This window comes from Halostagnicola bangensis (genome assembly GCF_054653435.1).
Genome location: NZ_BAAIGG010000002.1, coordinates 992,022 through 1,017,043 on the forward strand (window position 1 = coordinate 992,022; position 25,022 = coordinate 1,017,043).

Genomic DNA, 25,022 nt, shown 5'->3' on the forward strand with positions numbered 1-25,022 from the left:
ACCGACCCTATCAATCGTCGGCGGCCGTCCCGTCAGCACCCTCGCGCCCGCGTTCGGCCGTTCGGCTAGCGTAGCGATCAGCGTAGCGGAGACAGCCGATCTCGTGTGTCTCAGTCAGCTCGATAGCCGTCGGAGTAGTCGTTTCACACGGAGAAACGAACCGCTCGGCGAGCGTCTCTGCGGCGGCATCGACGTTTTCGGAGTGGAGTTCGTCGATCGAACTCGAGAGGAGGTCCTCCGCCGCCGGATCCGAGACGCGCTCGGGGATACCGAACTCCTCGCGAACCAGTTCGTCGATTTCCATCCGCGAGAGCGTCGACACGTCGTCTCGAGCCGACTCGTCGGTAATGGTGAACAGCTCCGTAACCGAACGAGCGTCCTCGGCGCGGAGTGTAAAATTCAGCAGCGATCGCCACGTCGATTGGGCGACATCGAACTCCTCGGGGGCGATTACGCGCGGACACCGCGTATGGAACCGGCAGCCGGTCGGCGGGTCGATCGGTGAGGGTACCTGCCCTTCGAGGAGGATTTTCTCCCCCTCCCAGAGCGGATCCGGTTCGGGAATCGCGGAAAGCAACGCCTCGGTGTAGGGATGGTACGGTTCCGAGAACACCTCCGATGTCGTGCCGACTTCGGCGAACTCGCCGAGGTACATCACGGCGATCCGATCTGCGATGTGCTCGACCACGCTCAAATCGTGAGCGATGAAGATATAAGAGAGGTCGAACTCCGCTTGCAGATCCTCGAGGAGATTGAGAATTTGGGCCTGCACGCTGACGTCCAGGGCGCTCACCGGCTCGTCGCAGACGATGATCTCCGGATCGACGGCTAATGCGCGTGCGATACCGATTCGCTGTCGCTGACCGCCCGAGAACTCGTGTGGGTATCGGTAGGCGTGGCTCGGATTGAGTCCGACGGTCTCGAGGAGGCTTTGGACTCGCACGTTTCGTTCTTCGCCCGAAGCGATACCGTGGATATCGAACGGTTCGCCGACGATGTCGCCGACGGTGAGACGCGGGTTCAGACTCGAGAACGGGTCCTGGAAGATGTACTGTAGATCCGTTCTGAGGTCCCGGAGATCCGAACTCGAGAGGTTCGTCAACTCGATCTCGCGGCGCTCGCCGTCCGCCGTCTCTTTGGTGTACGTAATCGAGCCGCCGGTCGGTTCGATAAGCCGAAGCATCGATCGGCCGAGCGTCGTCTTGCCGCAACCGCTTTCGCCGACGACCCCCAGCGTTTCGCCGGGGTACAACTCGAGGTCGATGCCGTCGACGGCCTTGACGAGCTGTGACCGACCGAGGAGGTTGTCGATAAAACCGCTGCTCGACTCGTAGTGTTTCGTGAGGGTTTCCGTTCGCAAGATCGGCTCGTTCTGACTACTCATGATGTTCACTTGAGACGTATTCGGTCGGGGTGTGATCGTCTTCGACGGTAACCGTGTATCCGATACCGTCCTCGAGGTCACCCGTGTACTCGAGACATTTCGCTGATCTGGTCCCCGATTCGACATCATCGAACTCGACCAATCGCGGCTCCTTTTGCTTGCAGATCTCTTCTGCGTACGGACAGCGGGGATGGAAACTACAGCCCGACGGCGTTTCGATCAGATCGGGCATCGTTCCGGGAATCGTCTGCAACCGGTCGCGGTCGTCGCCGATTCGCGGAATCGAACTCATCAACCCGACGGTGTAGGGGTGTTTCGGGTCGTAGTACAGCTCTTCGACCGGCGATTTTTCGACCGGCTGGCCCGCGTACATCACCATCACCCGATCGCAGAGTTCGGCGACGACGCCGAGGTCGTGCGTGATGAGCTGGACCGCGGTATCGAACTCGTCGGTGAGTTCCTCCAAGAGCTCGAGGATCTTCGCCTCGGTCGTCACGTCGAGGGCGGTCGTCGGCTCGTCGGCGATAATCACGTCGGGATCACACGAGAGCGCCATCGCGATCACGGCTCGCTGTTGCATCCCGCCGGAGAACTCGTGGGGGTAATCGGTGTACCGGTTCTCAGCGTCCGGAATCCCGACTGTATCGAGCAGTTCGATGCTCCGTTGTTTGGCCTCCTCGTCGCCGTAATCGAGGTGGTGTCTGATCGCCTCGGCGATCTGTTCGCCGACAGTGTAGACCGGGTTGAGTGCGGTCTGGGCGTCCTGGAAGATCATGGCGATGTTGTTCCCCCTGAGCCGTCGAACGGCCGGCTCCGGCGCGCGGAGCAGTTCGACGTAGCTGGTATCGCCGTCGTGGACGATGAAATCCTCCTCGCCGATCAGGCCGAGCTCCGATGCGTATCCCTGATCGATGACATCGCGTATGCCGAGTTCGCCGTCCGCACGCAATCGCGGTAAGTCTGCGGTTTCGTGCTCCGGATTGCCGGTCACGTCCAACCCCGAGACGCCGCGTTCCTCGAGGCGCTCGATGACGTTCGCAAAATCAGACTCCCGGCGGAGCTCGCCGACATCGACGACGTGTTCGGGATAGGATTCCTCGAGTTCCTCGACGGTGTCGGGGTCACAAAAGCGAATCGACCCCGACTCTATCTCGCCGGGGCTCTCGATGAGGCGCAACAGCGACAGCGCGGTGACGCTCTTTCCCGCACCGCTTTCGCCGACCACGCCGAACTTCTCTCCGGCGTCGATCGTATAGGAGAGGTCGTCGACAGCCGTAACGACGCCCTCTGACGTGTAGAACGAAACCGTCAGGTTGTCGATCTCGAGTAGAGCCATTAGCCGCCACCTCCGTGGCCAACGTCGTCGACCTGCGTGTCGAGTGCGTCGTTGATGACGTCGCCGATCATGTTCATCGACATGACGAACAGGAAGATCATAAGTCCAGGGAAGATGGTTGCCCACCAGTACCACGCTCCGCCGGCACCCGTAGCGAGGGTGTCGCGCTCGGCGTCGAGCATCGTCCCCCACTCGGAGGTTCCGGGGCTAAATCCGATCCCGAGAAAGCCAAGCGCCGCGACGCCGATAACGACGGTGCCGATACTCAGCGTCGCCTGAACGACCACCGGCGCGATCGCGTTCGGGATGATGTGTCTGAACAGAACCGATCGATCCCGCGCGCCGAGTGCCTTCGCGGCGAGGACGTACTCGTTTTGCTTGACTTTCAGGATCTCGCCCCGGATGATACGGGCGTAGGAGGCCCATCCGACGAGTGCGAACGCACCGACCAGCGGCCAGAATCCGCCGCCGAACAGGGCGACGAGGATCAGCGCCAGGACGAGAGCCGGAAACGCGAACACGAGGTCGAGAAATCGCATCAGCACGCTATCGACCCAACCGCCGAAGTAGCCCGAAATGCTGCCGTAGATCACGCCGACCGTCGCCGCGATCGCGGTCACGACGAGGCCGATCGAAATACTGTATCTGCCCCCGACCATCACTCGAGAGAGTATGTCCTGTCCCTGCCGGTTTGTTCCCATCAAGTGGGTCATCGATGGAGCGTCGTGTCGACCACCGACCGCCGTGGCAGTCGGGTCGAACGGTGCGAGCGAGAAGGGTTGAACGGTCATGCCGGACACGGAGATGGGGCGTGCCACCAGCGCGGTCACCGTCATCAGCACGACGACGACGATTCCGATGAGCGCCAGTCGGTCCCGCGCGAGGCGACTCACGATCCGCCGCCACAAACTCATCGGTTCGACGTATTCCTCCTGTTTTTCCTGTGCGATCTCTGACTCCCAGTCTTCGACACCACCCGTTTCGAACCCCGATATCTGAATTCGTCCTCGTTCTGTTGACATAGATTGTGTTAATATTCGTCCCTAATTCGTGGATCGAGCAGTGCGTAGACGATGTCCGCGAGCAAGTTCGCGAGCACGACAACCGCACCGGTCAGCAGCGTGATCGCCATCAAGAGATTGATCTCCCGGAGCTGGATCGCCTCGACGAGTTCTCTCCCGAGGCCGGGCCAGGCGAACACGACCTCGACGACGACCGACCCGGAGACGAGACTCGCGGTGAGGAACGCGGCGACGGTCGTGACCGAGATGAGCGAGTTTCGCAACACGTGTTTGAGGATGACGGTTCGTTCGGGAAGCCCCTTCGCACGCGCTGCGGTCACGTACTCCTTGTTCAATTCCTCGGCCATCGACGTCCGCATGATCCGCATCATGTTCGCCGAGGCCGCCGTTCCGATCGTGACTCCCGGGAGAATCAGCCACCAGAGCATCTCTCGAGAGAGCAAGCCCGTCTGCGGGTCGAGCGTCGGGAAGAGATCGAGTTGGACGGCGAAGATCGCCATCAACATTAATCCCAGCCAGAAGTTCGGGATCGAGATGCCCGACAGGGCGGCAAATCGACTGACATCGTCGCCGAGTTCGTCTTTGTTGACCGCCGCGTAGATTCCTCCCGGAACGGCGATCAGTATCGCGAACACCCAACCGAACGCTCCGAGCAAGAGCGTTTCCGGAAGCCGCGCCATTACGATCGTATCGGCGCTCCGACTCGAGGAGTACACCTCGCCGAAATCACCGGTGAAGATTCCCTGCATCCAGTCGAGATACTGAACCCAGATGGGGTCGTTGAGTCCGAACTCCTCGCGGAGTCGAACGGATTCTCCGGGTGGAACGTTGGGATTTGCCGCGACCATCTGACTGACGACATCGCCGGGAGCGGCGTGCATAACCCCGAACGTTACTACCGAAACGCCGAACAACACCGGAATAGAGGTGAGGACCCGCCGTAATATGTACTTTTGTAAACTCATTCCTATATGAATTTTGAGCGAGTTGCGTTACCGATCCAGGTAGATGATCTGCTCGTCCGCGGGGTTGTACAGCGCGTAACTCAGTATGATCTGCGTCTGTGGATGGACGTTGAACCCGACGACATCCGCGTTCGTCGTCCCGGTGTTCAACGAGTAGTCGACGATCGTGTTTGCACACATATCCGCGTACTCCGGCCAGAATTCGTCGTACGCCGCCCGTCGAGCGTCCTGATCTTCGGCGACGTCGACACCGAACCGACACCCCCGCAATTGATCGACAAACTCGTCCGGAAGCACCCCCTCCGCCAGGAAGAAGTTACAACAGCCGTTATAATTATCCGGGTCGGTGATCGCTTCGATGAACCCGTGGGTGTCAGGAGTTCCGGCGAGACCGATAACGGTCGGAGCGTTACGTTCTGCGTTATCAGTTCGAGCTTCGTCCGTGTAGAGTTCCGAGGTCCAGTCACCCAGTTCCGCAGGGGTTTCCAGTTCGGCCTCGAACAAGCCGCTGTCGTTTAACTCGTCGACGACGAGTTCCATCTTGTCGACCCGTTCGTCGTCGTCGGAGTTCGTCTCGATGACGACCTCGACCGGCGTCTCGACGCTTGCCTCCTCGAGCAAGGCTTCTGCCTCCTCAACATCGGGTTCGACGTTGTACGCCCAGTCCTCCTCGACGATTTCGTCGTATTCTTGGGCCGTTCCAAGATCGGCGGCGGGCGACGGAAACGGAACCTGGGCGGGATCACCCCACCCCTGCTCGACGAGGTCGACAATCTGCTGGCGAGGGATAAGCGCGCTGACCGCCTGTCGGACTTCCCGTTCGGCGAAGGCACCGCCGGTATCGGTGTCGTCCATCGGGAACTGCATGAATTTAAAGCCGAGCGCCTCCGTCGCAGAGACCACGTAATCATCGGACGTATGGAAGTTGTTGCGGGCCTCGGACGGTAACTCGTAGGCGATATCGACATCGCCGTCTTCCAGGGCGTTGCTCCGCCCAGTACTGTCGTCGACGAACCGGATGTTGATTTCGTCGATGACGGGGCCCTCCGGGAACTCCGCCGGTCCGTCGTACCACGGGATGTTCTCGAGGCCGACTTCTTCGACCCAGTAGTTATCGGTGCGCTCGAGGAGGAGCTGTTGGCTCTCCTCGAACTCCGCGACCTCGTAGGGTCCCGTCCCAATCGGTACCATATCCTCGTCGTCGCGCGGGTCCAACTCCCCGGCCGGGACGTCGAAGTGGTCCGAGGGGTAAATCACGGGCGGCAACTCGATGAAAGCCGCAGCGTCTGGATCCTGAGCATAGAGTTCGAACTCGTATCCGTCGTCGCCGTCGGTCGCTTCGGCGTGAAGGAAGCTATCGAACATCTGCCCCTGGTTATCGGAGCCGACGTATCTGTCGTAAGAGCGAACGACGTTCTCCGCGGTGAGTTCCTCGCCGTTGTGGAACTCGATCCCTTCGTGCAGTCGTCCCTCGACCCGGACGCCGAATACGCCGTCAGCGACGGCGTCAGCGGCTTCGTCTCGAGTGATAACTCGAATCGATTCGCCGTCTTCTGCGGGGAGATCGTCCGGATGCTGTATCAGGACGAGATTAGTGTCGTCGTCAAGATCGAAAACCGGGATCCCGTCCTCGACTTCGGCGGGTTCCACCTCGATCATATACTCCTCGTAATCGGTCGCACTGACGTCGTTAGCCTCGTCGGCCTCGTACTCCTCTGCCATCCAGAGGTAGGATTCGGCGTCGGAGTTCGTCGTCAACAATCCGTCGTACACGGCCTCGAAAACCACCGAGTCTTCGGCCTGCGTACTCTGAGCCTGGTCGTAGTCGGAAATGCTGCTTCTCGGAATGGCAAACTCGAGGCGACCCCCCTCGACGATTTCGTCGACATCGACCTCGTTGCGCTCGAGTGCGGCGTCGATATCTACTTCTTCGTCGCCGTTCCCCCCGAGACAGCCGGCGACGCCGGCGACACCGGCTGCTGCAATCCCCTGAAGGACGCGACGGCGGTTAATAATCGATTCACGCGAACTCAATTGTCGGGACATAGTTGTATTCTCCATTTTTGTTTGTATCTCTGTCTCCCCCTGGAACATTCATCAAACGAGCACCCAATTTACACAGCACACCCACAACGTTCGTATTGGGAGATTATTGATCATGTTATACTACATCACACGTACAACGGGGAAACCATAAATAAGTTAGTATTGCCATTCATTATGTCGAGAATATTATTGGCAAATTAGAAGGTTATTGGCGGTATTAGCAGTCACTCGTCCATAGTCGGTAGGAGAAGATTGCGAAAATTTGCATGGAGTTTTTTGTGTATTGGTGTGCACGTTCGAACACAAATTTGCACATTCGAGAATACGGGAACAGAACAGTTCACCAGCTTTGCATATTTATCTCGGTCCGAAAATTCGGCATTCGGTTCTCGGTCAGATGCCGCGCGTGCGGTAGCGCGGAATCCGTTGGTGGGTTCGACCTTTCCTCGCGGTTGTTGATAACCCAAATCCCGTCTCGGCATCGTATCACCTTCTGACCGGCCCTGTCCGTCTTCGGTCTTCCGGCTCCCACCGTGCTATGCCCGGATAGTGCTCGTCTCAAAAGTAGCGAGAGATGTTCTGAACTATGTCGAGACGTACTCTCGAGTTGGTTCGCGCTAAAATATAGCGGGAGGTAGATTTGAACTACGTCGAGACGTGCTCACTTCGTTGCGCGCGCCTCGTCTCATTCAAATCTACTCTATACGATTCTCGAGGCTCACGACACTCGTCACTTCGTTCCTCGTTGTTGTTCGCCTCGAAAAGTAGCGGGAGGTAGATTTGAACTACGCGAAGACCGTCGTTTCACTCCGGTCTTCTCTCGTTCAAACAACTCGTGCTATGGATGGCGCTCACGAATTTGTTCGCGCCAAAACATAGCGGGAGGTAGATTTGAACTACCGGTCTGCGGGTTATGAGCCCGCCGGAATCTCCTGGCTATCCCATCCCGCTATCATATCATATCGGGTTTGCCTAGTTAAGGGTTGTGATTCGGCTACCGTATGCGGGTTTCTACCGTTAGTCTCGGTGTACCTTCCACGTGTAAAGGCTCTCACAGGTGTAGTTGACGAAAAAGCCGACGCCGATTCCGACCACATTGGCGATCATGAACCAAACAGTGAACCAATACACCAGGATGGTCAACACCGAAAGCGTCACGAGAAACCCGGCAAATCGGACGAGATAGGACTTAAGAAGGCGACGAACCAGCGCTCGTGGCCCTATCTTTCCGTGCGAGGAGAACGTCCAACGTTCGTTGATCGCGAAGATAACGCTGATCGCGAAAATCCAGGCGATGACTTTCCCGCCGACGGGACCGAGCGCCGTGAGCGAGACGAGTGCGAACAGAACAACATTGTCGACCGTTGCACCCACGAGCCCGACACCGGCAAACTGCGTAAATCGAGCGCGAGACCGAAGCGCGGACAGTCGAATTCGGAGAACCTCCGTGAATGACTTACTCATCAGCTCATCAGAGACCGCACGATTCCGTTAGTGGATCCTGAGTGGACAACTGTGCTATGGTTGCCGTCTGTTGGACCGACACATTCGTCGCGTGTACCGGCACCCCTCTCGGATCGAGTCGCTTCTCGAGTTCTCGAGGAGAACGTTCACTGAGACCGATATCCGGCCGAATAGCGGGCACAACGACACCAGCAGACCCACCCATATGTATCTATTACTTCCAATCGGTAAGGAAAAGCGTTCTGACAGCGGCTTCCCGTTGAACTGGACTCGAGTCGGCCGTATCGGTCGTTCGAAACTACGCTTGCCAACTGTCTATCGACGGTTACACCGCGAGGTCGCCCTGCGATCGAATCACATCGACGGCTTCGGCGTCGACGCGGTCGACGTCGAGGAAGTGCGGAAGAAACTCCCGACGTTCGAACTCGTCGAACTCGGATTCGGCACCGACGGTACACCAGAGCTGTACCTCCTCGGGACCGTGCCACTCGCCGTTGCGACTGATACCGAAGCAGACCAGCTCCTCCCCGTCGTAGTCGATAACAGCCCCCTTCCGAATACCGGGGTCGCCGTGGATGATAAGCCGCTTCATAGTCGGCGATTCGAACGGTAACGGATTAAACGCTTCGAAGCCCGCAGTTGGGAACTAGCAACGGGACGTACCACTGCAGGATCGACCACCGTCCTCAATAGATATCATTCACCAGCCTCAACGGAAATCATCTCCCCAACTTAATTTGATCTTCGCGCCCGCCCGCGAGGCGAGCACGGAATGAATAGCTGGCTCGAGTCCAACGTTCCCCCTCGAGCCAAACTGATACTGTCGGCTGTAAGTCGTTCACAATTTTCGTCGACCCGGAGTGCGAAAATCTTCACATAGTTACAGCCGGCAGTATGATGGTCGCCGCCAAACCGTGTTCCCTTACCGACGCGACCGCCGTGTGGGTTCCGTCGGGGGGTTCCCGCGACGACGAACCAAACGGGTTTTAAGCGGCGCAATCATAGCCTGCTTCAAGTGAACTAACCATGCAGATGCCACGCCGATTCAATACGTACTGTCCGCACTGTAACGAACATCACCAGCACGAAGTCGAGAAGGTTCGAACCGGTCGCCAGACTGGGATGAAAAAGGTTGCCGACCGACAGCGAAAACGCCAGACGTCTTCGATCGGTAACTCCGGGAAGTTCTCGAAAGTTCCCAGTGGGAACAAACCGACGAACAAGACCGACCTCAAATACCGCTGTAGCGAGTGTGGCAACGCACACCTTCGAGAAGGATGGCGCGCCGGCCGAATCGAGTTCCAGGAGTGATTACAATGGCAGGATCTTACTACAACGTCCACTGCGGTGACTGCGAGAACGAACAGATCGTCTTCGGAAAAGCCTCCACGGAGGTCGCGTGTGCCGTCTGCGGAACGACGCTCGCCCGACCGACCGGCGGTAAAGCCGAAATCGACCACGAGATCGTAGAGACAGTCGAGTCACGATGAAGTACAGTGGCTGGCCCGACCCCGGCGAACTCGTCGTCGGCAAGATCGACGAGATTGAGGACTTCGGCGTCTTCGTCGATCTCGAGGAGTATCAGGACAAGCGCGGCCTGATTCACATCTCCGAGGTCGCAAGCGGCTGGATCAAGAACGTCCGCGACCACGTCCGCGAAGGCCAGATCGTCGTCTGTAAAGTCCTCGACGTCGACGAATCCCACGAACAGATCGATCTCTCCCTAAAAGACGTCAACGACCACCAGCGCTCGGACAAGATCCAGGACTGGAAAAACGAGCAAAAGGCGGACAACTGGATGGATCTGGCGCTCGAGGAGGACAGCGACGACGAGGCTTACACGGCGATCGCAAACGAACTGATCGGCGTCCACGGAAGCCTTTATGACGGATTCAAGCAGGCGGCGATCCACGGCGCGGAAGCGCTCGAGGACACCGACCTCTCCGACGACGAGATCGACGCACTCGTCGAAACCGCTCGGGAAAACGTCTCGGTACCCTACGTCAATGTCACCGGCTATGTCGACCTCGAGAACCCCTCCCCGTCGGGCGTCGACGGCATCCGTAAGGCGCTCGAGGCCGCCGAAGGAAACGGCGAGGTTTCCGCGAGAACCGACGGTCCGAGTGGGAGCTCGGAAGACGAGCAGAGCGAGTCTTCCGGTGTTCCGGACGAAGTCGAACTCGAAGTCGTCTACGTCGGTGCACCGGAGTACCGCATCAAGGTCCGTGCACCGAACTACAAGACCGCCGAATCTCAGCTCGAGGAGAGCGCGAGCCGCGCGGTTGCGGCGATCCAAGAACAGGGCGGCGACGGAGAGTACCACCGCGAGCGCAAGACCGACGACGAGTAAGAACGTGAGCGAGCGAGTCGTCGCACGCCCATTGTCGTCTGCGAACGAGGTGAACGAATGAAATCTAACATACGGGTGTGTTCGGCGTGGGAAACAACCCACGAACGTCCGGTGTACACGCTTTCTGAGACGTGCCCGGAGTGTGGAGCCAACGCCGTCAACAGCGCGCCGGCACCGTTCGATCCGACCGACAAACACGGCGAGTACCGACGCGCACTTAAGCGTCGCAATCGCTGATACGGGTATGGACGAACTCGAGATCGACGCAGTTGCCGAGGTCGAGGTCGACGACCCAGTGCTCGTCGAAGGGCTGCCCGGCGTCGGACACGTCGGAACGCTCGCCGCAGAACACATTCTCGAGGAACTCGACGAAGAGAGTACCGTGATTCGACGCGTCTATTCGCGCGAGTTCCCGCCGCAGGTGACAATCGAGGACGGCGTCGCCGAACTGACCTGTGCGACCCTTCACGCGGTATCGAACCCCGACGGGCGCGACATGCTCGTGCTCACCGGCGATCACCAGGCACAGACCAACGCCGGCCACTACGCGCTCACCACCGCGTTTCTCGACATCGCAGACGAGTTCGATACGTCGGAGATTTACTCGCTGGGCGGGGTTCCGACGGGCGAGCTCATCGAAGAGTACGCGGTCATCGGCGCAGTTACCGACGAGTCCCGCGTCGACTCCCTCGAGGAGGTCGGCGTCGAGTTCCGCGAGGACGAACCGGCCGGCGGCATCGTCGGCGTGAGCGGCCTCTTGCTCGGACTCGGCGCACGACGCGGATTCGACGCGGCGTGTTTGATGGGCGAAACCAGCGGCTACCTCGTCGATCCCAAGAGCGCTCGGGCGGTGTTGGAAGTGCTCGAGGAGGTCGTCGGGATGGAACTCGAGTACGAATCCCTCGACGAGCGCGCCGACGAGATGGAAGACGTCATCGGCAAGATTCAGGAGATGGAACAACAGCAACAACAGCAGTCGATGGAGATGCCGACCGACGACGACCTGCGGTATATCGGATAACAGAAACGCCGTAACGATTTTTCCGGACAGTGAAAAGACTCAGCCCCGTTACTCGTTCGCCGAGCGACGCCTTCGAAAGAATCCTCAAGTGACGTTATTGGGGAAACACCATCAAGCGACACCACCGACCCCCATTACGAGGAAAACGACACCGAAGCCGAGGAGAACGACGCCGCTTAGTACCGAAATAGCCGGAGCGAAGGCGTCGATACGCCGACCCACTGAAACCAGCGCCGCCGGATAGCTCACGATCCAGGCCGCGATCCCGATGAAGAAGCCGAGCAACAGCGCGGCCGAACCGGTCTGGACGACCAGCGCCCCCGAAAGCGCTTCGCCAGCGCCCGGAACGTGAGCAAAAATGTCGAGAGTGCCGGACTGGAGGAGACCGACGCCGACGGTGAGCCAAAACCCGATCTGATAGGGGTTCGTCAGTGAGAGGGCGAACGTCTTCCGAAAGCCGTTCGAATCCCCGTCGGTCGCATCGACAAAGCCACTCGAGGAGCGCGCTTCCTGAAACGCACCCATGGCAAAGTACAGCATGAGAACGCCGCCGACGAGATAGAGAGCGGGCCTGATTACCGGATACTGATCGATGATCGCCACGACGCCCGCGAGTGCACCGACGAAAAAGACGAAATCCGCGAACATGGCACCGAGTCCGGCGCTGAATCCGGCTCTCCATCCACGGAGAACGCTTTCCTCGGCAATAATGGCATTCATCGGTCCCGGCGGGGCGGCCAACGCGATGCCGAAGACGGCGCCCACGAGGACCGTCGTGACTATCGTAAACACGTATTCAACTTGAGGGAGAGCGCCTTTGAAAGGCTATCGACAGCGTTCAAGAAGAGCAGCGGCACACATTCATCGTCTCGTTCCGGCGTCGAATTCGACTCGAAGGGAACTTCGTGCCTGGTGCATTATCGCTCTTCTCTCCGAATGACGCGCTCGATCTTTTCGTAGGGAACGCTCCCCTCGCCAACGGGCTGTCCGTCGAGTTCGAGGTATGCCGGCTCGGAGTCGGGATCACGGCTCCCCGTAATCTCACCGGTTACTTCGATGCGTTCCTCACCCGTCATCGCGTAGCTCTCGACGTCGACGACGTCACCGATATCGACCAGTTCGTCGACCAGTTCCATCGCTTCTCGTTCGTCGGCTTCCGGCGGGATCTGTAGTTCAGTCATACGTGGATTCGGTTAGACGGTACATTCGATCGGGCTCACCACAACTGTGCGCGTGGCGTCTCGCAGCTATCGCAGATGACCGCTTCGTTTCCCTTGTAGCGTCCTTTCTCGAGTCGCCCGTCCGAACAGGACGGACACGCCCGCCCCTCGAGAAGGGCGACTAACCGACTGCCGTCGCATTGGGTCGTTGCCATATCACTACTCTCCACCGGTCGATACCGAAGGGGTTGGCCATGCACCTGCAGGTCGGAGCCGCGAGTCGACACGGCTATTTCGATGTCCCGAGAACGTCCAGAGAGATAATGTGGCCCTGGGGACACCTCGGCGTCGCGTACTTGCTGTACAGTATCTACACGCATCGCCGATTCGACCGCCCGCCGAGTGCGTTGCCGGCGATCGCGCTCGCGATCGGCTCGCAGTTTCCGGACCTCGTCGACAAACCGCTGGCGTGGACGTTCGACGTGCTTCCCGGGGGGCGAACGCTCGGTCACTCGATCTTCTTCGCGATCGCGCTCGTCTCCGTCGTCTACGCGCTCGCGATTCGGTTCGACCGTCTCGAGGTCGGGACGGCGTTCGTCATCGGTCACGTTTCGCACGTTATCACCGATATCCCGCTGTCGGTGCTCAGGGGCGACTTCTCGGGGACCGAGTACCTCCTCTGGCCCGTGGTCGAACAGCCGCCGGAGGAACCCGTCGGCGGTATCCTCGACGCCATCCTTACCTACTACGCGCTCGGCCCGTACGAAATCGTCCAGTTTGGCCTGTTCGCCGCCGCCGCGATCGTCTGGTACCGCGACGGCATGCCCGGGCTGGGGTACGTCCGGTCGCTCCTCGCTCGAGGCCGGGGGACCAAATCGGAGTCGTAGTCGCTATGTGAAGTGCCCCGAGGCTTGTCCTCGAGGCACTCTCGCTGTATCTCTGCAGATCACCTCGCTACTCGAGTCCATCCCGGCTTGGCGGAAAAGAGCAAAGACGTTCTCGAGGAACTCGAGGAGGGTGCCCAGAGTACCGCGAGACGGTTTCGCCGCTGTCGAACCGCTGGTGCTATCCCCGCGGTGACCCACGTTCCGGATATGCGCCAGTTTGTACTCATCGGGCACGACGTCCCGACGGAACCGAACTTCTCCCTCGACGACCTCGCGGGCGGAGCGGGGAGACTCGACGCGCTCTGTCGCTCGATCACCGCATCGTTCGTGACCTCCCACGGCATTCGAGAGGACGTTCGCGTCCACCTCGTGATTCAGGATGAACTCGCGATCACCTTCGACGGGAGCGAACTGCGGAATCTCCACCCCGACGAGCGTTCGACCGCCGCGCTCGTTCGGACGGCCCTCGAGCACCGCGAGGAGGCCATCGGCGCGCTTCCGGCGGAGCCGAGCCCCGGCGTCGAACTCTACCGACGCGGATTCGAAGCCACGCTCGAGGCGGTCGCGGAGGACGGTACGCTCGTCCAGCTTCACGAGGACGGCGAGGCGGTCGTCGACGCGTCGGTGCCGACAGATCCCGTCTTCGTCCTCTCGGATCACCGCGATTTCACGGCGGACGAACAAGAACTCCTCGAGGAGCACGCCGATCGGCGGCTTCGGCTCGGCCCGAAGCGCCTCCACGCGGACCAGGCGATTACCGTCGCTCATCATGTTCTCGACACCGACGGCTACGAGCGGTTCTGAGCGTCGGCGGCTACGAGCGGTTCTGTGCGACCAGCCGGTCTCGAGGCGAAGCACAAGCGACTAAACCCCGCCGCGACATTCTCCGGTCGAACGCCGAATGTCCGAACAGAAGCGTCTCGTCGTCGTCTGTGGACTGCCCGGGACGGGAAAAACGACAGTCGCACGAGAGCTCACCGAACGCACCGGAGGCACCCTGATCCGAACCGACGTCGTCCGAAAAGACCTGTTTCCAGAGCCGGAGTACACCGACGAGGAGGTTCAGGCTACGTACGACGAACTGTTCGATCGGACGCGATCGGCACTCGAGCAAGACGGCATTGCGGTCCTCGATGGAACCTTCCGCCGGGAATCGCTCCGCGACCGGGCGCGTCGGGTGGCCCGCGAAACGGACGCGACGTTCGATCTCGTCCGCGTTACGTGTAGCGAAAAGGTCGTCCGCGAGCGGATCAACGAGCGTGAAAACGACGAGAGCGACGCCGACTTTTCGGTCCACAAACTGCTCCAGTCGGAGTTCGAGCCGCCGACGATCGCCCACCAGACTGTCGATAACTCCGGTTCAGTTGCGGAAACGAGACAACAGATCGCCGAGCTGTGGTGAAGCGCTGACTGGATGGGAAACTGATCGCACTGTTATCGACTTCCGCGGCCTCTCGAGACGAGACCCGGTCCAGTAACCGTTAACCCTCTCGGCGTACTCGAATCGAATGCGGGCCGGTGGGGTAGCTTGGTATCCTTCGGCCTTCGGGTGGCCGTAACCGCAGTTCGAATCTGCGCCGGCCCACTTCTGCCCGCGAATTCTAACCGACGAGCGAAGCGAGTTGCGTTCGTGAGCGGGCAGAAATGCAGCCGCGAAGATTCGAATCAGGGAGGAGCTTTGCTCCGACCGTGGTTCGAATCTGCGCCGGCCCACTTTTCACGCACTTCACGACAACGAACGATGCGTGGCGGGAGGCCGCAGTACTGCGAACGGCGAAGCCGTAAGCGGAGCGATCCGTCCTCGAGGGAGGAGAAATTGATCCAAGCGGGGGAGGACTTCAGGAGGACGACAGTGATCTTGCGGAAGGCGACGGCGGTAACTCTGTGAACGTCACTGAGCGTTCAGGAATCGTATGCAATGTGTTCGAGAGCCAGGACCATTCTGAAAAGGACAAGCAGTGCAGTGACAATAGCGAGAAGTGGACCAATTCCCGCGTCTTCGGTCATGATGCCACCGAATACACCGACAATAATGGAAACACTGGCTATCATCCCGAGTCCTCGGATCGCTGGACTGGAAGGTACACACGTTTGTCAATTCTGGTGCCATGAACGGTTTCTTTCAATTATCTAAACTATTCGGCAAACGATTATTCACCGCGCCCGAACACTAACCGATCGATCGATGATTCGGAACGAACTATAGAGCAGCCGCTCACAGATTCACCAATCACATTCTCCCGAACGAATCGAACGAGCGAGACCGATGCGTTCACCCAATCGGTGAACGCGAACCACAGTCGCGCTTGACCCCGCCCGTTGTGATCCGCTCTCGCGTCGCAGGTAGCTATCAGACTTCTGCAACGCCGAATCCCCGTCGTCCCGTGACGGAGACTCGTGCCTCTGACAACCCTGAGAGATGGAAGTGGGTGCTAATACTCCCAGCGACAGGGCCATTTACTTATTGGACAAAACTGGTAAAACGTTCCTTGTGTTGGCAATATTTGTGCCAACATTTCGCAAAGTGATCAGTCGAGAGCGACTGCTCGAGTGAACGGCCACAGCCGGCCCACACAACACGAAATCCGGGAAGGAAATTCCGCGGTTCGAGAGAGCGTCGCGGCCGAGCGCAACCGTTACCGGCATCGGGACCCTCGAGTCGAACGAATGACTGATGGGCTAGAGCGCGACGTTGCCGAAACCGAAGCGGTCACACAGCGGCGGGACGACGTGACCGCTCGAGTACGATCACACGCGGGCCAGATCGCCCGCGAACTCGCCCTGTTGCAGGGCGGCGACTACGGTCAGGAGACATTCGACACGGAAGCCGCAACGTGGACGGTAAAATACGAGGGTGGCGACATCCAGTATCTCCGATACAAGCCAAACTCCGGCGACGAAACGTACGTCGTCTCGACCAAACAGCCGGCCGATCCCGAGGCGCTCGAGGTGGCGATGGAAGACTACGGAGCGTTCATCGACGCGTACAACGAGTACGTCGCGTCGTTCGATGACGTACTCGAGGACGTTCCCGAGGAGTTCCCGGCGATCGAATCGGCGGCGGATCTCGTCGCGGAACGCGATCGGATCGTCCGACGGATTCACGACGCCGCGACCCAGATGGCCGGGCAGTTACACCGCTATGAAGGCGAGTACGGAACCTACTCGACGACGATATCGGGGACCCGCTGGGAACTCAAGTGGGACGGCAACGAGGTGTCGTACCTTCGCGTTGGCGGCTCCGACGGAACCTATCTCGTCTCGCAGTACGGCCCGCCCGCCGCATCCGAACTCCGGCGGCTCGCCGACGACGTGGGGGCGTTCGTCGACTCGTTCAACGACGAGGTGGCCGCCCTGGAATCCGATCTCTCGGAAGTGTCACTGGGTACCGACGGGCGGTGAACGCGATCCAAACACGGGCGGTCCCGATCGCGGCGACTCCGGCTCGAGTCGCCGTTTGTCACGTGTAGGTGATGATTTCTCGGTTTCACGCACTCCTTACATCGGATCCGGTGGTTGACAGTCTCTGCCTACGAACAGTTCAGCGAGGAAAGGATTCGACAATCAGGGTAACTGACTATCTCCCTTTTGGCGATCTCGCACCCACCGTACAGTGTCTAATGATGACAACACGACGCGCAACGCTATCGGCGATTGGCGCACTGGGAGCAGGAGCGGCGCTTACTGGATCGGCACTGGCGGTCGGCGAACACGAAGACGACGAGCGAGCGCCGGACGACGAGACCGGCGACGATGAGGTTCCCGACGGAGTCTCGGCGGTTCGAGTCGCTCACTTCTCGCCGGACGCGCCGGCGGTAGATATCTATCTCGATGGTGAACAGGTTCTCGAGTCGGTCGGCTACAACGACGTGACGCCGTATCTCGAGATCGAGCCCGGAACAGCGGCGGTGACGATCACCGCGGCGGGCGACGCGGAAGCCGTCGTCTTCGAGGACGACGTTCACTTCGGGCAGGCGTTCTATACGGTCGCGGCGATCGGCGAGCTCGAGGCCGACACGTTCAGCCCGCTGATCCTGACCGACGCCGGATCCGCGTTGATTCGGCTCGCACATGCGTCCCCGGACGCACCTGCGGTCGACGTGGTCGGTAACGACGGTTCGATGGAGCTGTTCGAAAACGTCTCGTTCGGCATGGCGACGAACTACGTCGCGCTTCCCGCCGGCAGTTACAGCCTCGACGTGCTCCCCGCTGCGAACGGAGCCGAGGAGCCGGACGCGGGTGGCGAGGCTCCCGAGTACGATGGCGATGGAGCCGACGAGACAGAACACGACGTGGACCAAAACGGAGACAACGATCACGGCAAGGCGATGGACGACGAGGATGGCACAGAAGACGACTACGAGAACGACCAGGTTGCAAACGGCTCCGACGAGGCCGGGGAGGCAGTTGCCAGCGTCGACGTGACCCTCGAGCAGGGTGGTGCCTATACCGCGTACGCGATCGGCTACCTCGAGCCGGAAGCGGACGAGGAAGCGTTCGACGTCGCCCTTACCGAAGACGGTCCGATGGCGTTAGTCGAAGACGACGACCCGACGGACCCTGCCGAACCCGAGCCCGAGGACGAAGCCCCCGAAGAGGCAGACGACGATGCTGAGGAGTACCAGGACGAACCTGACGCCGAGGCCGCTCCAGAAGACGATGCAGGTCCGGACGAGGTGACTGAACCCGACAACGAGTACGACGGTGACAACGAGTCGGCAAACGGCAACGGACCCGCCGGTAACGAGACGGACTACTGACGCAGAGGCTGGCCTCGCAGAAGATTCCTCCTTTTAGTCACTGCGATGGAATTAGCTTCCGTCGTCGAGAACGGAGAGCGTCTTCGTCTCCTAATACTGTTTGACCAGTCGTCCATTCTATCCTCATCAGTCCGGAGAAACCAACCAATTCAGTCCATTCTGTCCTCATCGCACCCGAATGACCCGAGCAGTACGGACACGACAACGAGTCGACGCGGGAGGACTGTTATGCTGGACTATTCTACCATCCGAACAGCCTGAAACGCCACTCGAGGGGCGTCGGTAGCTACCGATTCGAGGAGGAAGGAGTGAAGAAAGCGTCGGCACACGACCGATCAGGCGTCGACGTACCGTTGTATCCACTCCTGTCGTTGTTCGAGAATGCGTCGACCCTTTGGGGTCAACGCGTAGTAGTTCGTCCGCCGGTCGATCTCTCCTTTCTCGACGAGTTCGAACTCGACGAGCGTGTCGAGGTTCGGATACAGTCGACCGTGCGTAACTGGTTGGTCGATGTACCTGTTAATATCGTCCAGAATCTGCTGACCGGACGGACGGTCCATTCCTGCAATAACGTACAACAAGTCGCGTTGGAATCCTGTTAGCTGGTCCATGGATCACCCTCTGAGTAACGACCTTCATCGATCTATGGCTTTGTTATAGAGCGTGTACGTTCTCCGAAGCGGTTTCGTTCGTCTCGAGGTGCAGTGATTACTCGCTACGGTTCTGCCTCGATGGCTCGATCGGAGCCGCTGTCGCTGTATTTTTGCGGGCGACCGGCGTATCGGCCGGCATGGACGAGAATTCGCTCGCGTGGGAGACGACCGACAGCACGGTAGCCTACTCCTGTCCGGGCTTCGATATCGTTAACGAGACCGTTCAGCTTCCCGATGGGACCGAAACCGATTTTGATTACCTCACCGAGCCGCCCAGCGTCTGCATCCTCCCGCTGACCCCCGATGGAGACGTCGTCTGCATCGAGGAGTGGCGACAAGCGGTTTCCAGAGTCAACCGTGGGCTCCCCGTCGGCGGCACCGAATCCGACGACGTCGACCTCAAGGCGGCCGCTCGACGAGAACTTCGCGAGGAGACCGGCTACGAAGCGGACTCCCTCGAGTCGCTCGTAACGGTCGAGCCTGCCAACGGATTCGCCGACACGGTTGTTCACTTCTTCGTCGCACGAGGCTGTCGGCCGACGGCCGACCAGCAACTCGATCACGACGAGAGCATCCGAGTCGCGACGACGACGCTCGAGGAGCTTACCGAAGCCGTCGCCGACGGAGCGATCCGTGACGGCCGGACGGTTCTCGCACTCTCGTACTATCGACTCTTCGGAAACGCGTGAGCGCCAAAAAAGCAGTGTGCGGTCGAACGTGCTGAAGCAACCTCGTCGCTATCGTTGCCCTGATCAGGTCAGTGCAACGACCGAGGCCTGCTCGTCGTTCTCATCGGCGGGGTCGTCCTCGTCGTCAACGCCGTTTGCTTCGTCGTCAGTCGTTTCGTTGTCATCCATCTCGTCGTTCTCAGCGTCTTCCTCCTCTACTTCTTCCTCGAGGTCGGTCGTGTCTCCGAGGGTGAGCGTCTGTGCCGTCGCATCGCCAATCGTGATCGATGATGCGGAGGCTTGCGTGACGGTCTGGGTGTTAGCGTTGTCCTCAGTCTCGTTGTCGTCGACGGCACCGTTGTCCTCAGTCTCGTTGTCGTCGACGGCACCGTTGTCCTCAGTCTCGTTGTCCTCTTCGTCAGCTGCGGGATCGTCCGCCTCGTCGTCACTCTCGAGTGACTCGATGGTCATCGATTCAATAGTGACGTCGTCGACGTCAAACTGTTCGATGGTGAGTTCGTCGAGTTCTTCGGTCTGGCCGTCTTCGTCCTCAGCGGCACCGTTGTCCTCGGTCTCGTTGTCCTCAGCGGCACCGTTGTCATCGGTCTCGTTGTCCTCAGCGGCTTCATCGTTCTCATCGTCGAAGATGCCACCGACCCAGTCGCCGATCTGGTCGACGATGCCATCATCGTCTTCGACGGTGAGTTCGTCGATGGTCATCTGCTCGACATCCATCGTTTCGATGGTAAGTTGCTGGACGGTGAGTTCGTCAGCGTCCTCGTCGATGAGATCTTGCTGGGCGTCGTTTTCGTCATCGTTCATCTCGTCGTTCTCTTCGTCAACGTCGTTTTCATCATCGGTAGCGTTCTCCTCATCGTTCATCTCGTCGTTTTCTTCATCGACACCGTTTTCGTCTTCGTCGGCGTCGTCAACGTCGTTATCTTCGTCATCGACATCGTTCATCTCGTCTTCGTCGAGTTCGAGGTCGTCGAACGAGACATCCTCGAGCTCGAGTGACTCGATTTCGATGTCCGAGATAGTTACGACGTCAGCGTCCTCCGCAACGTCGTTCTCGTCATCGTTCATCTCGTCGTTGTCATCGACGCCATTGTCTTCGTCGGCGTCGGCGTTCTCGTCATCGACGCCGTTTTCTTCGTCATTGGCGTCGTTTTCGCCATTGTCGTCGAGTTCCTCACCGAGTTCCGCCTCGTCTTCGATATCGAGGTTCTCGACGTTTAGCTCATCAATTGTTGCGTCCTCGACGGTAACGTTGTCGAGGTCGAGTGTGCCCACCTGTACGTTTTCTAGCGTTGCGCTCGTGTCTCCGGTGTCGTCGGCGGCCGTTGTCGCACCGGCGAGGGCTGGACCCCCCGAGAGGGCGACTAATAGGGCGACGAATACAACACCGATTTTCTGCGGTCGTGAAACCATGCCCTCGATGCTACGCCGTTATCCGGGCTAAAATGAGGTGACTGTTACACCATTATATCGGAGAAACCACTGTTAGAAAACCCGAAACGGTCACTAATGGCGGATTCACTATCATTTTTCGCGGGTCGTACCCGCCCGGAATAAGATGTCGCTCGCCACGAATGACCGTTATCCTTGCACTCGCCATTCGCGTCAATCGCGGTCGATGGAACGGAACGTTTACCGCTCCGCTCGCAAACACACGGTAGATGCGAGAGTGCTTCGAACTCCAAGACACCGACGCCGGAGGGCGGATCGGCGAACTCACCGTGCCGCGTGCCGGCGTCACCGTCGAAACGCCGGCGCTCCTTCCGGTGATCAATCCGAATCTGGACACGATCTCCCCTCGCCGACTCGCCGACGAGTTCGGCGCGGAGATCCTCATCACCAACTCCTACATCATCTACAACACCGACGAGGTTCGTAAACGGGCCCTCTCGGAGGGGCTCCACGAGGTTCTCGATTTCCCCGGTGCGATCATGACCGATTCGGGCTCGTTCCAACTCTCTGAGTACGGCGAGATCACCGTCACCACCGAGGAGATCCTCCAGTTTCAGGCCGACATCGGCTCGGATATCGGAACGCCGGTCGACATCCCCACGCCGCCGGGCGTTTCCCGAGAACAGGCGAGAGACGAACTCGAGACGACCAAAGACCGACTCGAGATCGCCGAGGGCGTCGACGTCGGCGAGATGCTGATCAACGCACCCGTCCAGGGGTCGACGTATCCTGACCTCCGCGAGGAGGCCGGTCGACACGCCGACGCGACCGACCTCGACGTCTTCCCGGTCGGCGCAGTTGTCCCGCTGATGAACGATTACCGATACGACGATATGATAGATGTCGTCGCCGCCGCAAAACGCGGGCTCGGTGCCGACGCGCCGGTTCACCTCTTCGGTGCGGGCCACCCAATGATGTTCGCTCTCGCAGTCGCGATGGGCTGTGATCTGTTCGACTCCGCGGCATACGCCCTCTACGCCCGCGACGACAGGTATCTCACGGTTCGCGGCACACAACACCTCGAGGACATCGAGTACTTCCCGTGTTCGTGTCCCGTCTGTATCGAGCACTCGCCCGACGAAGTTCGCGCGCTTTCGAACAAGCAACGAGAGAAGACCCTGGCCGCCCACAACCTCCACGTCACCTTCGGTGAGATTCGACGCATCAAACAGGCTATTCGGGCGGGAAACCTCCTCGAGCTCGTCGAACAGCGCGCTCGCGCCCACCCGACGATGCTCGACGGCTATCGAACCCTGCTCGATCACGCCGACCAGCTCGAGGCGGCCGATCCCGTTTCCAAAGGCGCGTTCTTCTATACCTCCCACGAGAGCGCTCGCCGTCCCGAAGTGCTCCGCCACCGGGAGCGACTCGAGCGGCTCTCGGTTCCCGACACCCTCTTTCTCACGGAAGGCGACTCCGACGGACCAGAGACGTACGAGGACGCCTGGCGTGTCAAACCCCCCTTCGGGCCGTTCCCGCGGGCGCTCTCGAAGAGCTATCCGCTCACCGCCGAGGTTCCCGATCGGATCGACGACGGGGCGCTCGAGGCGGCCGCCAAGGGCGTCGCCCGACTGGTCGAAGAAAACCCCGACACCGAGTTCGGACTGGGTCACCTCGGCTGGCCCGCGGCGGTGCTCGAGGGCGTTCCCGACTCGGTCGAGACGATCGACCTGACGAAAGAACACCGTTAGTGCAAGCGCGATTTCGCCGCCCATCCGGCGACGCGTCACCAGAACAGCAAAGAGGCGCGCGGATACTTTGTACAGATATGATCGGAGCAGCGTCGCTCGCCCTCGGTGCCATCGTGATCGTCCTCTTCGGATCGTGGCTGATCAGGCGGTTCCGAGGCGGGGGATCCTCGAGCGACCGGCGACAATCCGCGAAGAGCCACCGGGAGGCCCAGAACCGAGAGCCACCGGTCGATGTCGGCGACGAGCGAACGGTCGGGATCGAGGAGTTCACGGTGCACCATTCGGGCGACCGTCAGGCGGTGACCAAGGTCGAAGGCTTCGTCGTTTTCGTCGAGGACGTACCTTCGGACGCCGAGGTCGCGGACGTTATCGAGATCAAAATTCTCTCGTTCAACCGCGGGCACACGTCGGCGACGGGAGCGTATCTCGGCCGAGCGTAGCGCTTTTGGCCGCTTTCTCCGTCCAGATGCTTTCTCTGTGTCCATCAGGATACTGTCGCGGACGCTGGCGGGGTCGGTTCGGTGGACGGTTCGTTCCGGGACCGTCCCTCGGGGCGACTGTCGATGCATGACACCAACATGTTGGGGTAATAAATTCGACGGTCGTAGACATCGGTTACTGCATGAACGATAGAGACGCCTCACCAGTCGACGCCGGACGCCGATGGTCAGCCTACGACGTGGCGGTGCTACCGCGGGAGCTCCAGCGGAGAAACCCGGTTCTATTCTGGACCGCGGCGGCGCACGTCGGTTTGCTACTGATTTTTCTCGTCGGCCTCGGGGTGGACCAGCGAACCGTCGGCGGGGAACCCGTCTGGCTCAAGCCCGCGAAGTTCGCCGCTTCGATCGGGTTGTTTACCGGGACCCTCGCCTGGCTCACACCTCACCTATCGGTCTCCGAACGATTCCTCCGGCTGATTTCGTGGAGCGTCGCGATTGGTGTTGGTGTCGAAATCGTCGCGATCTCCGGGCAAGCCCTTCGTGGCACCGAATCGCATTTTAACTCCTCGACGGCGTTCGACACGGGCGTCTACGTGACGATGGGGCTGGTAATCGTCGGAGTCACGCTGTTGATCGCCTGGCTGTTCGTACGGGCGGCTCGAAACGGATTCGACGTGCATCCGGCCTTTGCGCTGGGAATCACGCTCGGCGGCGGGCTGTTCGTCGTCGGTGCGTTCGAAGGTGGTGTGATGGGCGCGCTGAACACGAATACCGTTGGCAGCGGATACGCGCTTCCGGTAGTGGGGTGGACTCTCCTCGGAGATTTTCGAGTGACACACTTCGTTGGTCTCCACGCGCTGCAGGTGCTCCCGCTGGTCGGCTACCTCTCGGCTGTCGCCCAACAGCGGGGGCGTATCGATGATCCTCGGCGGCTCGTCTGGTTCGTCGGATGCGTCTATGCGGGAATCTTGCTCACGGCGTTTTTGCTCGCAATTGCGCCGCTGGTTGCGTGACGGGGAGATCATTCCTTATTTCCCCTCGATAGTCGTAGTTACGACCGAGACGAGAGGGATGATTAGCGCGACGTTCGAAATACAGCTCCCCCCGGATATCTGGATCACCCAGCTTTCCAGAGCGTTTCCACGGGCCACGTTCAGACTGCTATCAGGGTATCGAGTCGAGGAGACGGCGCTGGAACTCGGCGAGACGATCACCGATCACCCGAACGACGTCGCCGCGGAGATGGCGGATCATCCTTCGATAGCGGCCTACGAACTGCTGGAATCGAACGAGCGCCGCGTGCTCGCGAAATACGAGACGACGGATACCGCTCTGTACGACTTCGTCGAGCTGTCCGCACAAACGATCGAGTTCCCGATTGCCGTCCAAAACGGCTGGTACGAATTCGATCTGACGGGTACGCGCGAAGAGCTGGATCGGTTTCAGGAGGTACTCGAGAGCTCACCGCTGTCCTACGAACTCCGTTCGCTCGTCGGGGCACAGGAGACGGACGAGTTGCTAACCGACCGCCAGCGAGAAGTCCTCGAGACTGCGATTCGAGAGGGGTACTTCGAGATTCCACGAGAGTGTACGCTTTCGGAGCTTGCCGACTCGCTCGGGATCGACAAATCGACGGCGAGTAACATCCTTCGTCGGGGCCAAGCGCGGATCATCAAGTCGTTCGTTAGCCGCCCCGATTGACGAA

General features: G+C 59.9%; 27 protein-coding genes and 2 tRNA genes. 16 read left to right on the forward strand and 13 right to left on the reverse strand.

Annotation, left to right across the window (positions count from 1 at the left end; genetic code table 11):
- Positions 1-10: 10 nt before the first annotated feature.
- The 8 genes from ACYQ14_RS06565 to ACYQ14_RS06600 all read right to left on the reverse strand — a co-directional run bounded on the left by ACYQ14_RS06565 (position 11) and on the right by ACYQ14_RS06600 (position 8,809).
- A complete protein-coding gene (locus ACYQ14_RS06565; RefSeq protein ID WP_459886197.1) occupies positions 11-1,384 on the reverse strand; it encodes an ABC transporter ATP-binding protein in 1,374 nt (457 codons plus the stop codon).
- Entirely contained in the window at positions 1,377-2,720 is a 1,344-nt protein-coding gene (locus tag ACYQ14_RS06570; RefSeq protein WP_459886200.1) for an oligopeptide/dipeptide ABC transporter ATP-binding protein, read from the reverse strand. Before ACYQ14_RS06570 ends, ACYQ14_RS06565 begins: the two co-directional genes overlap by 8 nt.
- Complete coding sequence (locus tag ACYQ14_RS06575) at positions 2,720-3,742, reverse strand: ABC transporter permease (protein WP_459886202.1); 1,023 nt, start codon at positions 3,740-3,742, stop codon at positions 2,720-2,722. The genes ACYQ14_RS06570 and ACYQ14_RS06575 overlap by 1 nt, the downstream gene beginning before the upstream one ends.
- 8 nt (positions 3,743-3,750) lie before the next feature.
- A complete protein-coding gene (locus ACYQ14_RS06580) occupies positions 3,751-4,707 on the reverse strand; it encodes an ABC transporter permease (RefSeq protein WP_459886204.1) in 957 nt (318 codons plus the stop codon).
- Positions 4,708-4,734: 27 nt separating this feature from the next.
- Positions 4,735-6,753, reverse strand: coding sequence for an ABC transporter substrate-binding protein (locus ACYQ14_RS06585; RefSeq protein WP_459886207.1), 2,019 nt, complete (start codon positions 6,751-6,753; stop codon positions 4,735-4,737).
- An 876-nt stretch (positions 6,754-7,629) separates the two neighbouring features.
- A tRNA-Met gene (locus tag ACYQ14_RS06590) sits at positions 7,630-7,704 on the reverse strand.
- Positions 7,705-7,770: 66 nt separating this feature from the next.
- A complete protein-coding gene (locus tag ACYQ14_RS06595; RefSeq protein WP_459886210.1) occupies positions 7,771-8,217 on the reverse strand; it encodes a GtrA family protein in 447 nt (148 codons plus the stop codon).
- 325 nt (positions 8,218-8,542) lie between these two features.
- Positions 8,543-8,809 (reverse strand): HAH_0734 family protein, encoded by a 267-nt coding sequence (locus ACYQ14_RS06600; protein ID WP_459886213.1) that lies wholly within the window; start codon positions 8,807-8,809, stop codon positions 8,543-8,545.
- Positions 8,810-9,243: 434 nt separating this feature from the next.
- Between ACYQ14_RS06600 and ACYQ14_RS06605 the strand changes: the two genes are divergently transcribed.
- The 5 genes from ACYQ14_RS06605 to ACYQ14_RS06625 are packed head-to-tail and all read left to right on the forward strand — an operon-like array spanning position 9,244 to position 11,588.
- Positions 9,244-9,528: a 50S ribosomal protein L44e gene (locus ACYQ14_RS06605; RefSeq protein ID WP_283834632.1), complete on the forward strand. Its 285-nt coding sequence runs from the start codon at positions 9,244-9,246 to the stop codon at positions 9,526-9,528.
- 5 nt (positions 9,529-9,533) lie between these two features.
- Positions 9,534-9,707, forward strand: a complete 174-nt coding sequence (locus ACYQ14_RS06610) for a 30S ribosomal protein S27e (protein ID WP_283834633.1) — start codon at positions 9,534-9,536, stop codon at positions 9,705-9,707.
- The gene (locus ACYQ14_RS06615) at positions 9,704-10,567 is read left to right on the forward strand and encodes a translation initiation factor IF-2 subunit alpha (RefSeq protein ID WP_459886217.1); all 864 of its coding nucleotides are present in this window, start codon (positions 9,704-9,706) and stop codon (positions 10,565-10,567) included. The genes ACYQ14_RS06610 and ACYQ14_RS06615 overlap by 4 nt, the downstream gene beginning before the upstream one ends.
- A 57-nt stretch (positions 10,568-10,624) precedes the next feature.
- Positions 10,625-10,804: an RNA-protein complex protein Nop10 gene (locus ACYQ14_RS06620; protein ID WP_459886220.1), complete on the forward strand. Its 180-nt coding sequence runs from the start codon at positions 10,625-10,627 to the stop codon at positions 10,802-10,804.
- 7 nt (positions 10,805-10,811) lie between these two features.
- A complete protein-coding gene (locus ACYQ14_RS06625) occupies positions 10,812-11,588 on the forward strand; it encodes a proteasome assembly chaperone family protein (RefSeq protein WP_459886223.1) in 777 nt (258 codons plus the stop codon).
- 111 nt (positions 11,589-11,699) lie between these two features.
- On the opposite strand, the gene ACYQ14_RS06630 is transcribed toward ACYQ14_RS06625, so the two are convergent.
- The 3 genes from ACYQ14_RS06630 to ACYQ14_RS06640 form a co-directional block, all read right to left on the reverse strand.
- Complete coding sequence (locus ACYQ14_RS06630) at positions 11,700-12,380, reverse strand: LysE family translocator (RefSeq protein ID WP_459886226.1); 681 nt, start codon at positions 12,378-12,380, stop codon at positions 11,700-11,702.
- 125 nt (positions 12,381-12,505) lie between these two features.
- Positions 12,506-12,769: a hypothetical protein gene (locus ACYQ14_RS06635; RefSeq protein ID WP_459886229.1), complete on the reverse strand. Its 264-nt coding sequence runs from the start codon at positions 12,767-12,769 to the stop codon at positions 12,506-12,508.
- Between the two features lie 35 nt (positions 12,770-12,804).
- Positions 12,805-12,963 (reverse strand): HVO_A0556 family zinc finger protein, encoded by a 159-nt coding sequence (locus ACYQ14_RS06640; protein ID WP_283834639.1) that lies wholly within the window; start codon positions 12,961-12,963, stop codon positions 12,805-12,807.
- 108 nt (positions 12,964-13,071) lie between these two features.
- Between ACYQ14_RS06640 and ACYQ14_RS06645 the strand changes: the two genes are divergently transcribed.
- The 6 genes from ACYQ14_RS06645 to ACYQ14_RS06670 all read left to right on the forward strand — a co-directional run bounded on the left by ACYQ14_RS06645 (position 13,072) and on the right by ACYQ14_RS06670 (position 18,395).
- Positions 13,072-13,635 (forward strand): metal-dependent hydrolase, encoded by a 564-nt coding sequence (locus ACYQ14_RS06645; protein WP_459890003.1) that lies wholly within the window; start codon positions 13,072-13,074, stop codon positions 13,633-13,635.
- Positions 13,636-13,842: 207 nt separating this feature from the next.
- Positions 13,843-14,439, forward strand: coding sequence for a tRNA (pseudouridine(54)-N(1))-methyltransferase TrmY (gene trmY / locus ACYQ14_RS06650; protein ID WP_459890005.1), 597 nt, complete (start codon positions 13,843-13,845; stop codon positions 14,437-14,439).
- Between the two features lie 97 nt (positions 14,440-14,536).
- The gene (locus ACYQ14_RS06655) at positions 14,537-15,037 is read left to right on the forward strand and encodes a P-loop nucleotide/nucleoside kinase family protein (RefSeq protein WP_459886232.1); all 501 of its coding nucleotides are present in this window, start codon (positions 14,537-14,539) and stop codon (positions 15,035-15,037) included.
- A 110-nt stretch (positions 15,038-15,147) separates the two neighbouring features.
- Positions 15,148-15,220 (forward strand) — tRNA-Pro (locus ACYQ14_RS06660).
- A 1,082-nt stretch (positions 15,221-16,302) separates the two neighbouring features.
- Complete coding sequence (locus ACYQ14_RS06665) at positions 16,303-17,037, forward strand: profilin-fold protein (RefSeq protein ID WP_459886234.1); 735 nt, start codon at positions 16,303-16,305, stop codon at positions 17,035-17,037.
- A 218-nt stretch (positions 17,038-17,255) separates the two neighbouring features.
- On the forward strand, positions 17,256-18,395 hold the full coding sequence (locus ACYQ14_RS06670) for a DUF4397 domain-containing protein (RefSeq protein ID WP_459886237.1): 1,140 nt from the start codon (positions 17,256-17,258) through the stop codon (positions 18,393-18,395).
- A 335-nt stretch (positions 18,396-18,730) separates the two neighbouring features.
- On the opposite strand, the gene ACYQ14_RS06675 is transcribed toward ACYQ14_RS06670, so the two are convergent.
- Positions 18,731-19,006 carry a PadR family transcriptional regulator gene (locus ACYQ14_RS06675; RefSeq protein ID WP_283834661.1) on the reverse strand — a complete coding sequence of 92 codons (276 nt, stop codon included), beginning with the start codon at positions 19,004-19,006 and terminating at the stop codon, positions 18,731-18,733.
- 179 nt (positions 19,007-19,185) lie between these two features.
- Here ACYQ14_RS06675 and ACYQ14_RS06680 point away from each other — a divergent pair, with 179 nt between their 5' ends.
- Positions 19,186-19,737 (forward strand): NUDIX hydrolase, encoded by a 552-nt coding sequence (locus ACYQ14_RS06680; RefSeq protein WP_459886240.1) that lies wholly within the window; start codon positions 19,186-19,188, stop codon positions 19,735-19,737.
- A 63-nt stretch (positions 19,738-19,800) separates the two neighbouring features.
- Here the strand turns inward: ACYQ14_RS06680 and ACYQ14_RS06685 are convergent, their stop codons facing one another.
- Positions 19,801-21,147, reverse strand: a complete 1,347-nt coding sequence (locus tag ACYQ14_RS06685; RefSeq protein WP_459886242.1) for a midas domain-containing protein — start codon at positions 21,145-21,147, stop codon at positions 19,801-19,803.
- Between the two features lie 248 nt (positions 21,148-21,395).
- Here ACYQ14_RS06685 and tgtA point away from each other — a divergent pair, with 248 nt between their 5' ends.
- From tgtA to ACYQ14_RS06705, 4 genes are all read left to right on the forward strand, one after another.
- Positions 21,396-22,877 (forward strand): tRNA guanosine(15) transglycosylase TgtA, encoded by a 1,482-nt coding sequence (tgtA, locus tag ACYQ14_RS06690; RefSeq protein WP_459886245.1) that lies wholly within the window; start codon positions 21,396-21,398, stop codon positions 22,875-22,877.
- Between the two features lie 77 nt (positions 22,878-22,954).
- Positions 22,955-23,317: a TRAM domain-containing protein gene (locus tag ACYQ14_RS06695; protein ID WP_459886247.1), complete on the forward strand. Its 363-nt coding sequence runs from the start codon at positions 22,955-22,957 to the stop codon at positions 23,315-23,317.
- 182 nt (positions 23,318-23,499) lie between these two features.
- A complete protein-coding gene (locus ACYQ14_RS06700; protein ID WP_459886249.1) occupies positions 23,500-24,330 on the forward strand; it encodes a hypothetical protein in 831 nt (276 codons plus the stop codon).
- A gap of 58 nt (positions 24,331-24,388) precedes the next feature.
- A complete protein-coding gene (locus ACYQ14_RS06705) occupies positions 24,389-25,018 on the forward strand; it encodes a helix-turn-helix domain-containing protein (RefSeq protein WP_459886252.1) in 630 nt (209 codons plus the stop codon).
- Positions 25,019-25,022: the final 4 nt, after the last annotated feature.

Bases quoted from the DNA above. Each gene is read 5' to 3' on its own strand.
- ACYQ14_RS06695 (WP_459886247.1), top strand. From the start codon at position 22,955: ATGATCGGAGCAGCGTCGCTCGCCCTCGGTGCCATCGTGATCGTCCTC.
- ACYQ14_RS06670 (WP_459886237.1), top strand. From the start codon at position 17,256: ATGATGACAACACGACGCGCAACGCTATCGGCGATTGGCGCACTGGGA.
- tgtA (WP_459886245.1), top strand. From the start codon at position 21,396: ATGCGAGAGTGCTTCGAACTCCAAGACACCGACGCCGGAGGGCGGATC.
- ACYQ14_RS06665 (WP_459886234.1), top strand. From the start codon at position 16,303: ATGACTGATGGGCTAGAGCGCGACGTTGCCGAAACCGAAGCGGTCACA.
- ACYQ14_RS06585 (WP_459886207.1), bottom strand. From the start codon at position 6,753: ATGTCCCGACAATTGAGTTCGCGTGAATCGATTATTAACCGCCGTCGC.
- ACYQ14_RS06705 (WP_459886252.1), top strand. From the start codon at position 24,389: ATGATTAGCGCGACGTTCGAAATACAGCTCCCCCCGGATATCTGGATC.
- ACYQ14_RS06600 (WP_459886213.1), bottom strand. From the start codon at position 8,809: ATGAAGCGGCTTATCATCCACGGCGACCCCGGTATTCGGAAGGGGGCT.
- ACYQ14_RS06565 (WP_459886197.1), bottom strand. From the start codon at position 1,384: ATGAGTAGTCAGAACGAGCCGATCTTGCGAACGGAAACCCTCACGAAA.
- ACYQ14_RS06605 (WP_283834632.1), top strand. From the start codon at position 9,244: ATGCAGATGCCACGCCGATTCAATACGTACTGTCCGCACTGTAACGAA.
- ACYQ14_RS06615 (WP_459886217.1), top strand. From the start codon at position 9,704: ATGAAGTACAGTGGCTGGCCCGACCCCGGCGAACTCGTCGTCGGCAAG.
- ACYQ14_RS06645 (WP_459890003.1), top strand. From the start codon at position 13,072: ATGTGGCCCTGGGGACACCTCGGCGTCGCGTACTTGCTGTACAGTATC.
- ACYQ14_RS06685 (WP_459886242.1), bottom strand. From the start codon at position 21,147: ATGGTTTCACGACCGCAGAAAATCGGTGTTGTATTCGTCGCCCTATTA.
- ACYQ14_RS06625 (WP_459886223.1), top strand. From the start codon at position 10,812: ATGGACGAACTCGAGATCGACGCAGTTGCCGAGGTCGAGGTCGACGAC.
- ACYQ14_RS06655 (WP_459886232.1), top strand. From the start codon at position 14,537: ATGTCCGAACAGAAGCGTCTCGTCGTCGTCTGTGGACTGCCCGGGACG.
- ACYQ14_RS06610 (WP_283834633.1), top strand. From the start codon at position 9,534: ATGGCAGGATCTTACTACAACGTCCACTGCGGTGACTGCGAGAACGAA.
- ACYQ14_RS06570 (WP_459886200.1), bottom strand. From the start codon at position 2,720: ATGGCTCTACTCGAGATCGACAACCTGACGGTTTCGTTCTACACGTCA.
- ACYQ14_RS06640 (WP_283834639.1), bottom strand. From the start codon at position 12,963: ATGGCAACGACCCAATGCGACGGCAGTCGGTTAGTCGCCCTTCTCGAG.
- trmY (WP_459890005.1), top strand. From the start codon at position 13,843: ATGCGCCAGTTTGTACTCATCGGGCACGACGTCCCGACGGAACCGAAC.
- ACYQ14_RS06700 (WP_459886249.1), top strand. From the start codon at position 23,500: ATGAACGATAGAGACGCCTCACCAGTCGACGCCGGACGCCGATGGTCA.
- ACYQ14_RS06675 (WP_283834661.1), bottom strand. From the start codon at position 19,006: ATGGACCAGCTAACAGGATTCCAACGCGACTTGTTGTACGTTATTGCA.
- ACYQ14_RS06620 (WP_459886220.1), top strand. From the start codon at position 10,625: ATGAAATCTAACATACGGGTGTGTTCGGCGTGGGAAACAACCCACGAA.
- ACYQ14_RS06595 (WP_459886210.1), bottom strand. From the start codon at position 8,217: ATGAGTAAGTCATTCACGGAGGTTCTCCGAATTCGACTGTCCGCGCTT.
- ACYQ14_RS06680 (WP_459886240.1), top strand. From the start codon at position 19,186: ATGGACGAGAATTCGCTCGCGTGGGAGACGACCGACAGCACGGTAGCC.
- ACYQ14_RS06635 (WP_459886229.1), bottom strand. From the start codon at position 12,769: ATGACTGAACTACAGATCCCGCCGGAAGCCGACGAACGAGAAGCGATG.
- ACYQ14_RS06580 (WP_459886204.1), bottom strand. From the start codon at position 4,707: ATGAGTTTACAAAAGTACATATTACGGCGGGTCCTCACCTCTATTCCG.
- ACYQ14_RS06575 (WP_459886202.1), bottom strand. From the start codon at position 3,742: ATGTCAACAGAACGAGGACGAATTCAGATATCGGGGTTCGAAACGGGT.